General features: G+C 38.0%; 9 protein-coding genes and 2 other annotated features. All 9 genes read left to right on the top strand.

Translation table 11 applies throughout. The features are described 5' to 3' along the window. Window position 1: 1 nt before the first annotated feature. The 9 genes from dnaI (at window position 2) to HCB49_RS06315 (ending at window position 12,225) form a co-directional block, all read left to right on the top strand. Complete coding sequence (gene dnaI, locus HCB49_RS06355; RefSeq protein WP_185604401.1) at window positions 2–925, top strand: primosomal protein DnaI; 924 nt, start codon at window positions 2–4, stop codon at window positions 923–925. 50 nt (window positions 926–975) lie between these two features. After that, window positions 976–1,206 (top strand) — a binding site (T-box leader). Window positions 1,207–1,275: 69 nt separating this feature from the next. Further along, window positions 1,276–3,198: a threonine--tRNA ligase gene (thrS, locus tag HCB49_RS06350; protein ID WP_185604400.1), complete on the top strand. Its 1,923-nt coding sequence runs from the start codon at window positions 1,276–1,278 to the stop codon at window positions 3,196–3,198. Window positions 3,199–3,304: 106 nt separating this feature from the next. Beyond that, window positions 3,305–3,889 (top strand): ribosome biogenesis GTP-binding protein YihA/YsxC, encoded by a 585-nt coding sequence (gene yihA, locus HCB49_RS06345; protein ID WP_003723242.1) that lies wholly within the window; start codon window positions 3,305–3,307, stop codon window positions 3,887–3,889. 127 nt (window positions 3,890–4,016) lie between these two features. Then, window positions 4,017–5,324, top strand: coding sequence for a glutamyl-tRNA reductase (gene hemA / locus HCB49_RS06340; protein ID WP_185604399.1), 1,308 nt, complete (start codon window positions 4,017–4,019; stop codon window positions 5,322–5,324). A gap of 3 nt (window positions 5,325–5,327) precedes the next feature. Further along, entirely contained in the window at window positions 5,328–6,257 is a 930-nt protein-coding gene (gene hemC, locus HCB49_RS06335) for a hydroxymethylbilane synthase (RefSeq protein WP_185604398.1), read from the top strand. After that, entirely contained in the window at window positions 6,254–6,976 is a 723-nt protein-coding gene (locus HCB49_RS06330; protein WP_185604397.1) for a uroporphyrinogen-III synthase, read from the top strand. Before hemC ends, HCB49_RS06330 begins: the two co-directional genes overlap by 4 nt. Then, window positions 6,973–7,947 (top strand): porphobilinogen synthase, encoded by a 975-nt coding sequence (gene hemB / locus HCB49_RS06325; RefSeq protein WP_185479838.1) that lies wholly within the window; start codon window positions 6,973–6,975, stop codon window positions 7,945–7,947. Before HCB49_RS06330 ends, hemB begins: the two co-directional genes overlap by 4 nt. Before the next feature lie 12 nt (window positions 7,948–7,959). Continuing rightward, the gene (hemL, locus tag HCB49_RS06320) at window positions 7,960–9,249 is read left to right on the top strand and encodes a glutamate-1-semialdehyde 2,1-aminomutase (RefSeq protein WP_185604396.1); all 1,290 of its coding nucleotides are present in this window, start codon (window positions 7,960–7,962) and stop codon (window positions 9,247–9,249) included. Between the two features lie 47 nt (window positions 9,250–9,296). Beyond that, window positions 9,297–9,525, top strand: a binding site (T-box leader). A 48-nt stretch (window positions 9,526–9,573) separates the two neighbouring features. Then, the gene (locus tag HCB49_RS06315) at window positions 9,574–12,225 is read left to right on the top strand and encodes a valine--tRNA ligase (protein ID WP_185604395.1); all 2,652 of its coding nucleotides are present in this window, start codon (window positions 9,574–9,576) and stop codon (window positions 12,223–12,225) included. Window positions 12,226–12,240: the final 15 nt, after the last annotated feature.

Here is a 12,240-nt window from a genome sequence, read left to right as displayed (position 1 = left end):
TATGGATAACATCGAAAGAACATTAGGACAGCTTTTTGAAGGACGCGACTTTGAAAAAGAATACCAAGGGTTAAAACAGCAAGTTCTCCATTATCAACCAATTCAAGACTTTTTCAAGGAGCACAAAGAAGAGATCACCGAGCAATTAGTGAATCAAAACCTATCTAATTTATATGAATTTATGACGCAACATAAAAAGTTTAGCGAGCAAGAAGAAACAATAATGCCAGGCTATGCTCCAAAACTTGTTCTTAATGGGGAATTCATCACCGTCACCTATTATCCGACGAAAGAGAAAATGGAAGAAGAGAAGCGCCGTGCTGTGGAGCGGAGAATCCGTTCGCTTTATATGCCGAAACAAGTAGTTGATGCGACTTTAGCAGACTTTTATACCGATGAGGAATCGCGTCAGTTGGCACTGGTGGAAGCTTACCAATTTTTAGATAATTATCCTGCTAAAAATGGGGAACGCGCGAAAGGATTATTTATTCATGGTAGTTTCGGGACCGGAAAATCATACTTATTAGGCGCACTTGCGAAAGAACTTGCTTTAAAAGGTGTTTCAACGACACTCGTTTATTTACCTGAGTTTATGCGAGAAGTGAAGCAATCTATTTCTGACAATACTGTTGGTGAAAAAATCCAATTTGCGAAAGAAACAGAAGTGCTGATGCTCGATGATATCGGGGCGGAATCAATGACTGCTTGGACACGGGATGAAGTGCTTGGTGCGATTTTACAATTCCGGATGCAAGAGGAATTACCAACGTTCTTCTCGTCAAATTACAACATGGATCAACTTGAAAATCATTTAATGTTTGCTCAAAATGGTATGGAAGAAAAACTAAAAGCTCGCCGAATCATGGAACGCGTGCGCTATTTATCAAAAGAGGTCAACTTAGAAGGTAAAAATCGCCGTTTCTAAAAAGTACTTGCAAATATATTTAATCGGGCTTATAATGTGAAGTAATATAAAACAAAGTGATGAAAAGGACAACCAATTTAACGGAAAATTTTAGAGAGGAAGGGCTTGCTGGGAACCTTCTATTGGAACTTAAATTTGGACCACCTTGGAACTTCTATTAGGAACGTTTTTTACTAGTAATAATAGACGGATCGCTCCGTTACAGGCGACAAGAGTGAAGTAGTTAAGTTTAACTATTTCTGAATCTTGGGTGGAACCACGAGCATAAACTCGTCCCTTGACAACAGGAGGGATGGGTTTTTTATTTTGCCCTCCTAACCACATTTAAAAAAAGAAAAGGAGAGATTAGTATGAAAATCACATTTCCAGACGGTGCAGTAAAAGAATTCGAGCCAGGCGTTTCAACAGCGGATATTGCTGCTTCCATCAGCCCAGGGCTAAAAAAGAAAGCATTAGCAGGTAAATTAAACGGAGAATTACTTGATTTAGTAACTCCAATCCACGAAGACGGGGCAATTGAAATTGTTACTCCAGATCATGAAGATGCGCTTGGTATTTTGCGTCATAGTACAGCTCATTTAATGGCACAAGCATTAAAACGACTTTATCCAGATGTGAAATTTGGCGTTGGTCCAGCAATCGAATCTGGTTTCTATTATGATATTGATACAGAAGCAGTTATTAGTGACGAGTCGCTTGTTGAAATCGAAAAAGAAATGCAAAAAATTGTTCGTGAAAATGTGCCAATCGAGCGCGAAGTTGTTTCTCGTGAAGAAGCGATTAAACGTTTCCAAGCAATTGGTGATCAATATAAATTAGAACTTATTGAAGCAATCCCAGAAGATGAAACAGTGACAATTTACACTCAAGGTGAGTTTTTCGACCTTTGCCGTGGTGTCCATGTTCCTTCTACTGGTAAGATTCAAGTCTTCAAACTATTAAGCGTGGCTGGTGCATACTGGCGCGGAGATAGCAATAACAAAATGCTTCAACGTATTTACGGAACAGCTTTCTTCGATAAAAACGGCTTAAAAGAATTTATCCAAATGCAAAAAGAAGCGAAAGAACGTGACCATCGTAAATTAGGTAAAGAATTAGATTTATTTACAAATAGTATTGAAGTTGGTCAAGGTTTACCACTTTGGTTGCCAAAAGGTGCGACTATCCGCCGCGTTATCGAACGTTACATTGTGGATAAAGAAGAACGTCTTGGTTACAATCACGTTTACACTCCAATTATGGCGAACGTGGAACTATACAAAACAAGCGGTCACTGGGATCACTACCATGAAGATATGTTCCCAACAATGAAAATGGACAACGAAGAGCTTGTTTTACGTCCAATGAACTGTCCGCATCACATGATGATTTATAAAAACGACATCCATAGCTACCGTGAATTACCAATCCGTATTGCTGAACTTGGCATGATGCACCGTTATGAAATGAGTGGCGCACTTTCAGGATTACAACGTGTTCGTGGAATGACTTTAAATGACGCGCACGTATTTGTTCGTCCAGACCAAATCAAAGATGAGTTCAAACGCGTTGTCGAGCTAATTTTAGAAGTATATAAAGACTTTGATATTAAAGATTATTCTTTCCGTCTAAGCTATCGTGATCCGAAAAATACAGAAAAATATTTTGACGATGATGCAATGTGGGAAAAAGCGCAATCGATGCTTAAATCCGCCATGGACGAAATGGAAATGGATTACTTTGAAGCGGAAGGTGAAGCAGCGTTTTATGGTCCTAAACTAGACGTTCAAGTAAAAACTGCTATCGGAAAAGAAGAAACACTTTCCACTGTACAACTGGACTTCTTACTTCCTGAACGCTTTGACTTAACTTATATCGGCGAAGATGGCGAAAAACATCGTCCAGTCGTTATTCACCGTGGCGTTGTATCAACAATGGAACGCTTTGTCGCATATCTAATTGAAGAATATAAAGGTGCTTTCCCAACTTGGTTAGCTCCAGTACAAATGGAACTTATCCCAGTCAACGCAGATGCCCATTTAGATTATGCAAAAGGTGTACAAGATAAATTGCAACGCGCTGGACTTCGCTCGGAAGTAGATGACCGCAATGAAAAATTAGGTTATAAAATCCGTGAAGCACAAACTAAGAAAATTCCTTATGCACTAGTACTTGGAGATCAAGAAGTAGAAGCAGGTTCTGTCAACGTTCGTCGTTACGGTTCTAAGGATTCAGAAACAATGGATTTAGATTCCTTTATTGCACAAGTAGTAGCAGAAGTAAGCAAATATTGATTCGAAAAATACTGTCTCATAATGGGGCAGTATTTTTTCATGGTGCTTTTTTCCTCTTTTTCCGTTATACTAGTAAAAGATAATGAATAGAACAGGATGGAAAATTATGGATGTAAATAATGTAGAACTAATAATAAGCGCTGTTCGACCAGAGCAATATCCCGAAACAGACCTTCCAGAATATGCACTTGCAGGTCGATCAAACGTTGGAAAATCATCTTTTATTAATACGATGATTCGCCGCAAAAGTATGGCAAGAATTTCGCAAAAACCAGGAAAAACACAAACACTAAATTTTTATAAAATTGAAGAAGCACTTTTCTTCGTCGATGTACCCGGCTACGGTTTTGCAAAAGTGTCGAAAACCGAACGAGAAAAATGGGGAGTTATGATTGAAACGTATATCACTTCTCGCGAGCAACTTCGCGGCGTCATCCAAATTGTTGATTTACGTCATAAGCCAACAGAGGATGACCGAATGATGTATGAATTTCTAAAGTATTACGATATTCCTGTCATCGTTGTTGCAACAAAAGCAGACAAAATTCCGCGTAGTAAATGGCAAAAAAATGCTAAAATTGTGCGTGAAACTTTGGATTTTGATCCAGATGACAAATTTGTCTTATTCTCCTCTGAAACAAAAATGGGAAAAGACGAAGCATGGCAGTTTATCAAAGAAGGAATGGAATAATAGAAAGAGTTGGAATGGAAAATCCAGCTCTTTTTTCCGTCTAAATACATAAACGGACTATTTGGTGTACACATCGAAAAGTGGTAGAATGTATTAGAGTTCAATTTGATTTTAGGAGGATTATCGAATGTTTATTCTCACCATGGGGCTGAATCATCACACAGCACCAATCGACATCCGCGAAAAATTAGTTTTTAAAGAAACTGAAGAAGAAATGGCCTTAGTAACATTACTGCAGGAAAAAAGTATCCTCGAAAATGTTATTATTTCAACATGCAATCGAACCGAAATTGTTGCAGTTGTCGATCAAATACATACAGGAAGATATTACCTAAAACGCTTTATGGCTAATTGGTTTCAAATGGATATGGAAAAAATTGAGCCTTATTTGTTTTTCCATGAGGAAACAGAAGCCGTCAATCATTTATATAAAGTAACCGCGGGACTCGATTCACTTGTACTTGGGGAAACGCAAATTCTCGGACAAGTAAAACATGCATTCGAAATCGCCAAACAAACTGGCACAACAGGTACACTTTTAAATAAACTTTTCCGTGAAGTCGTTACTTTCGCAAAAAAAGTACATCACCACACAAAAATTAACGAAAATGCTGTTTCTGTCAGTTATGCAGCTGTGGAAGTTGCCAAAAAATTATATGGTTCCTTAAACAACAAAAAAATCGTCCTTATTGGTGCAGGGGAAATGAGCGAACTCGCTTTGCAAAACCTGGCTGGAAGTGGCATTGCAGATATAACCATAATTAACCGTACTAAAGCTAATGCAGAAATGCTTGCTAATCAATTTCAAGCAAAAGTGGGCGCATATGAAAACATGAATGATCATTTATTGCTTGCAGATATCGTTCTTGTATCTACAAGTGCTTCAGAACCAATCATCAAACAAGCAGCAATGCAAGAATTAATGGAACAAAAAGCGAGTTCTATGCTTGTGATTGACATCGGTTTACCAAGAAATGTTGAACATGATTGTTCATATATTCCCAATTTCCATTTGTATGATATTGATGATTTGGCTGGAGTTGTAAGTGCGAACTCACTAGAACGTCAAAGAATTGTTCAAGAGCTTGAAAATACGATTGAAATAGAAGTTCGAAGCTTTTTTGAATGGGAAAAACAACTAGGTGTCGTTCCTGTGATTCGTGCCTTGCGTGAAAAGGCCTTAGATATGCAAGAAGTTACTATGAATAGCCTAGAAAATAAGCTTCCCGGCCTAACAGAACGCGAATACATCCAAATCGGAAAACATATGAAAAGCATTATTAATCAAATGCTAAAACAACCTATCTCAGAATTGAAAGAAATGTCTGTGGAAGAAGAAGCAGATACAAGCATTGCACATTTTAAACGTATCTTTGGTTTGACAGAAACGGATTTAACTGTAATAGAAAAAGAACAAGCTGAAACGAGGGGTTAACGGATGAAACGAAAAATAATTGTTGGTTCTAGACGTAGCAAATTAGCTTTAACCCAGTCTAATTGGGTAATTAACAAACTCAAAGAAAATTATCCTGACTTCGATTTTGAAATAAAAGAAATTGTCACAAAAGGAGACCAGATTTTAGATGTCACACTGAGCAAAGTTGGCGGGAAAGGCCTATTTGTTTCCGAAGTGGAGCAAGCTTTGAGCGATACAGCAATTGATTTTGCGGTACATAGTATGAAAGATGTTCCTTCAAGTTTGAAAGAAGGGCTCGTTATTGGCGCGATTCCAAAACGCGAATCTCCGCTAGATTGCTTTGTTTTTAACCAAGTGAGCAGTTTGGATGAGTTACCAAAAGGTGCTGTTATTGGGACGAGTAGTCTCCGTCGTACAGCGCAACTCCTCAAATATCGCCCGGATTTTGTTATTAAACCGATTCGCGGCAACATTGATACTCGTCTTCAAAAATTACACGCGGAAAACTTTGATGCAATCATCTTAGCGAAAGCGGGACTTTCCCGAATGGGGTGGTTGAAAAATACGACTTTAAAACTAGAAGACATCCCGGCTGAACTTTGCTTACCTGCAGTTGGTCAAGGTGCTCTTGCTATTGAATGCCGCGAAAGTGATCAACAAATTCGTGATATGCTAGCATCTATTCACCATGAAGAAACAGGCGTATGTGTAGAAGCAGAGCGCGTTTTCTTGAAGCAATTAAATGGCGGCTGTGAAATTCCGATTGCTGGGTTCGCAACGAAAATGGGTGATGTTATTCATTTTAAAGGTTTAGTCGGTAACGCGGATGGTTCAATCATTCTTGAATCTGAACAAACAGGCGCTAATCCAAGTGACATAGGTAATCAAGTAGCAGAAGATTTACTAAGCGAAGGTGCCGATACGATTATCAAAGAACTGAGAAACACATGATTAAAAAAGTGGTTTTAACAAGAGAAGCGAGTAAAAACAAGCCTTGGCAAGCCTATTTTTCGCAAAATGGCTTTGAAGTTGAATCAATTCCACTAATTGAAACTCGCCCGAAAAAATTCAACTTGAATCAAGAACAACAAGCGGCGGACTGGCTTTTTTTGACAAGTGTCAATGCGGTGGAATATTTCTTCGCAAACCAACATGTTAAAACGAATTATAAATTTGCTGTTATTGGCGAGAAAACGGAAGAAAAATTAGCGGAATTTGGTTATACGCCAAGTTTTATTCCATCTGTTTATCAATCAGAAGTTTTTTTATCTGAGTGGTTAAATGAATACCCGAACCAAACAAGTATCTTACTCCCACAAAGTAATTTAAGTAGATCAATAATAAAAGATACATTGATAGAAAAAGGGCATCTAGTTTTTCCAATTGAACTTTATGAAACAAGCTTCCCGGAGCATTCTAAAACAATATTAGCTAACCAATTAAAACTAAATGAAAAGCAAATAATTATTTTTGCCAGCCCATCTGCTTGGAAAAACTTTTATTCGATTGCCAAAACATTTCCAGATCAAAAAGAACATTGGTGCATTGCGTCGATTGGCAATGTAACTACTGAGGCCATTTTAGCAGATGGATGGTCAGTCGCATATCAACCAAAAACCTTCACCATGAAGCACTTAGCTGATTTGATAATACAGGAGGAATTTAAATGAAAAATCAATTTGATAGACATCGCCGTCTAAGAAAAACCAAAACAATGCGTGATTTAGTGAGAGAAACTGTTTTACATACAGATGATTTAATCTATCCGATTTTTGTCAAAGATGGTAAAGAACCAAAAACCGAAGTAATCTCGATGCCAGGAGTTTTTCAATATCCGTTGCATGAATTAGAGGAAGAAATGCGTATTGTGCAAAGCCTTGGTATTAAAGCAGTTATTTTATTTGGAATACCTGCTGAAAAAGATGCAGTTGGTACACAAGCCTACCACGATCACGGTATTATCCAAGAAGCAACTAAACTTATTAAAAATAATTTTCCTGAAATAATTGTTGTGGCAGATACTTGCCTATGCGAGTTTACAGATCATGGTCATTGCGGCGTGATTGAAAACGGTGAAATTTTAAATGATGAATCTCTTGAATTGCTGAAACGAACTGCTGTCAGTCAAGCAGCGGCAGGGGCAGATATTATTGCTCCTTCTAATATGATGGATGGCTTTGTTCAAGTAATTCGCGAAGGACTGGATGAAGCTGGATTTTACGATATTCCGATTATGTCGTACGCTGTTAAGTACGCATCTGCTTTTTATGGACCTTTCCGGGATGCTGCTGGAAGTGCGCCACAATTCGGTGATAGAAAATCCTATCAAATGGATCCTGCTAATCGTGAAGAAGCACTTCGAGAAGCAAAATCTGATGAACAAGAGGGCGCAGACTTCCTTATTGTAAAACCATCTTTATCTTATTTAGATATCATGCGCGATGTAAAAAACAATACGAATTTACCAGTAGTTGCATATAATGTCAGTGGTGAATATGCAATGGTCAAAGCAGCCGCACAAAACGGTTGGATTGACGAAGAAAAAATTGTTTTAGAAATGCTAACTAGTATGAAACGCGCAGGTGCAACACTTATCATCACATATTTTGCAAAAGATGTATCTAAATACTTAAATAAATAGGAGGTAGGAAATTTGCGAAACTATTCAAACTCTGAAAAAGCTTTTAAAGAAGCAAAGAAAGTCTTGCCAGGTGGTGTAAATAGCCCAGTTCGAGCTTTCAATTCAGTAGATGCTTCACCAGTTTTTATGGACCACGGTAAAGGAGCATACATTACTGATGTTGATGGTAATGAATATATTGATTATGTGTTATCTTGGGGCCCACTAATCCTAGGTCATGCTAATCCATCTGTAGTTAATGCAATAACAAATGCCGCAATGAAAGGAACAAGCTTTGGAACACCAACAGAAATCGAAACTGAATTAGCCAAATTAGTCATCGAGCGAGTTCCATCTATTGAAATAGTTCGGATGGTTTCTTCCGGAACAGAAGCAACAATGAGTGCTATTCGTTTGGCCCGTGGTTACACCAAACGAGAAAAAATCTTAAAATTCGAAGGAAGCTATCATGGTCATGGTGATTCCTTACTAATTAAAGCTGGTTCTGGCGTAGCGACACTAGGCCTACCTGATTCTCCGGGAGTTACAAAAGGACTTGCTGCTGATACAATCACAGTTCCATACAACGATATTGAAGGCTCAAAACTAGCTTTCGAAAAATACGGCGAAGAAATAGCCGCAGTTATCGTTGAGCCAGTTGCAGGTAATATGGGTGTAGTTCCGCCAATCGAAGGCTTTTTAGAAGGGCTTAGAGAACTAACAACCCAATATGGCTCATTACTTATTTTTGATGAAGTAATGACTGGTTTCCGTGTGGATTATTATTCGGCGCAAGGTTATTACGTAGTTACTCCTGATATTACTTGTCTTGGAAAAGTAATTGGTGGAGGGTTACCAGTAGGCGCGTACGGTGGTAAAAAAGAAATTATGGAACAAATTGCTCCTGCTGGTTCTATTTATCAAGCGGGAACTTTATCTGGTAATCCACTGGCGATGAACGCAGGTTTTGAAACAGTTCGCCAATTAACTCCGCAGCACTATGATATTTTCCGTACCCTAATTAAACGAATGGAAGAAGGGCTAACAGAAATTTCTGCTAGACGAGAAGTACCACTTTCCATTAATAAAGCGGGTTCCATGTTTGGCTTCTTCTTTACCGACCAAAAAGTCACTAATTTTGATACAGCTAAAACGAGTAATCTAGAATTCTTCCGCAGTTATTATCGCGAAATGCTAGCACAAGGTATTTTCTTGCCGCCATCTCAGTTTGAAGGTGTATTCATTTCTACAATGCATACAGAGAATGAAATTGATAAAACTTTAGAAGCATTTGATACTACTTGCAAATTACTCCGTGGCTAATTGACGAATCTAGAAACTTTTGTTAAAATTATTTCTAGTATATAGAAGCAAATGCGATGAAGAGGAAGAGTAGGACACTTATTTTTTCAAAAGAGAGAAAGCGGTTGGTGCAAGCTTTCAAAAATAATGTCTGAAGGTAGCCTTGGAGCAGTATTCCTGAACTCATAGTAGGGAATAACCGGTAGATTTTCTCTATCGTTAACCCAATGAAGTGCCTACATTTTTTTCTGTAGGTAAAAAGGTGGTACCGCGAATAATACTCTTTTCGTCCTTTTATTAGGATGAGAAGAGTTTTTTATTTTGCTTAAAAAAGGAGGAAGCGTTATGACGATAGAACAAAATGAAATAAACATGCCTACAAAATATGAGCCAAGCAACGTAGAAGCTGGTAAATATAAATGGTGGCTAGAAAAAGAATTCTTCAAAGCTGAAGGAAATACGGACAAAGAACCTTATAGCGTTGTTATTCCACCGCCAAACGTAACAGGAAAGTTACATTTAGGCCATGCATGGGATACAACTTTACAAGATATTATTACTCGAATGAAGCGAATGCAAGGATTTGATACGCTATACTTGCCAGGTATGGATCATGCTGGTATTGCTACTCAAGCTAAAGTAGAAGCAAAGCTAAAAGAAACGAATATTTCTCGTTATGACCTAGGTCGTGAAGCCTTTGTGGACAAAACTTGGGAATGGAAAGAAGAATACGCTGAGTTTATTCGTGAACAATGGGAAAAACTGGGTCTAGGTTTAGATTATTCAAGAGAACGTTTCACACTAGATGATGGCTTATCCGACGCTGTTAAAAAAGTCTTTGTTACACTTTACAATAAAGGGCTTATTTACCGAGGCCAATATATAATAAACTGGGATCCAGAAGCGAAAACAGCGTTATCTGATATTGAAGTTATCCATAAAGATATTGAGGGAAGTTTCTATCATTTGAAATATCCTCTTACTGACGGTTCTGGTTATTTAGAAGTAGCTACAACTCGTCCGGAAACGATTCCTGGTGATACAGCTGTTGCGGTTCATCCTAAAGATGAAAGATATCAGCACTTAATAGGTAAAACAATCATGCTACCAATTTTAAACAGAGAAATTCCAATCGTAGCCGACGAGTACGTTGAAAGAGAGTTTGGTTCTGGTGCCGTTAAAATTACACCAGCGCATGATCCGAATGACTTTGAAGTAGGTAATCGCCACGACTTACCAAGAATTATTGTTATGCACGAAAATGGAACAATGAATGAAAATGCTGGAAAATATGATGGATTAGATCGTTTTGAAGCTAGAAAAGCGATTATTCAAGACTTCAAAGAGTTAGATTTATTTATCAAACAAGAACCTCATTTGCATTCAGTAGGGCATTCTGAAAGAACTGGCGCTGTCGTAGAACCATATCTTTCTCTACAATGGTTTGTGAAAATGGAACCTCTTGCTGCAGAAGCTTTGGCACTTCAAAAAACGGAAGACAAAGTTAATTTTGTACCAGCTAGATTTGAAAAAACATATGAAACATGGATGGATAACATTCACGACTGGTGTATTTCTCGTCAATTATGGTGGGGTCACAGAATTCCTGCTTGGTATCATAAAGAAACTGGTGAAATTTACGTTGGTGAAAAAGAACCAGAAAACCTTGCTGAGTGGGAGCAAGACGAGGATGTCCTTGATACATGGTTTAGTTCAGCTTTATGGCCATTTTCAACAATGGGTTGGCCGGATACTGAAAGTCCAGACTTCAAGCATTTCTTCCCAACGAATACTTTAGTAACAGGTTATGATATTATCTTTTTCTGGGTGTCCAGAATGATTTTCCAATCTGTAGAATTTACTGGAGAGCGACCATTTAAAGACACATTGATACATGGTTTAGTGCGCGATTCTGAAGGCCGTAAAATGTCTAAATCTCTCGGCAATGGTGTGGATCCTATTGAAGTTATCGACAAATATGGAGCGGATTCTCTTCGCTATACACTTGCAACAGGTTCATCACCGGGTCAAGATTTAAAATTCAGTTATGAAAAAGTAGAGTCCACATGGAATTTCATTAACAAAATTTGGAATGCCTCTCGTTTTGTATTAATGAATTTGGATGGGATGAAATATAGTGAAATTGATCTAACTAATGTAACTGAAGTTAGTGATAAGTGGATATTAACACGACTTAACGAAACCGTTCAGGCTGTTACCTCCTTAGGTGAAAAATATGAATTTGGTGAAGTTGGAAGAACGCTATACAACTTTATTTGGGATGATTTTTGTGATTGGTATATTGAAATTGCTAAAATCCCGCTGTACGGTGAAGATGAAGTTGCTAAACAAACAACAAGATCCGTTCTGGCCTATACTTTGAATGCGACGATGCGTTTATTGCATCCATTCATGCCTTTCGTAACAGAAGAAATTTGGCAAAACCTACCTCATGAAGGAGAATCTATCACGATTGCTGAATGGCCAACTGCTAATGAACAACAAATGGATACAAAATCTTCTATGGCCATGGCTACGTTAGTGGAAGTAATTCGTGCAGTTCGAAATATTCGAGCAGAAGTAAACACGCCACTTAGCAAGCAAATTGTTCTTGAAATTAAACCAAAAGACGATACGTATAAAGAAATTTTAGAACAAAATATTTCTTATATTGAACGTTTTTGTAATCCTGAACAAGTTACCATTTCATTTGATGTAGAACCGTCTAAAACTGCGATGACCGCGGTTGTTTCTGGGGCAGAGATTTTCATTCCATTAGAAGCATTAATAGACCTTAAAGTAGAGATTGCTCGCCTGGAAAAAGAACTAGAAAAATGGAATAAAGAGGTCGCTAGAGTACAAGGGAAATTAAATAACGAGCGATTCATTAGTAAAGCTCCTGAGAATGTAGTAGCAGAAGAACGCTTAAAAGAAAAAGATTACCTAGAGAAAAAAGCCTCTGTTTTAGAAAGAATTGAAACGTTAAAAGAAGTATAATAAATGGACTGACCT

Source organism: Listeria cossartiae subsp. cayugensis, from assembly GCF_014229095.1.
Taxonomy (GTDB): Bacteria; Bacillota; Bacilli; order Lactobacillales; family Listeriaceae; genus Listeria; species Listeria cayugensis.
Note: the sequence above shows the minus strand (reverse complement) of the source record. Positions and strands in the feature narration are given on the sequence as shown.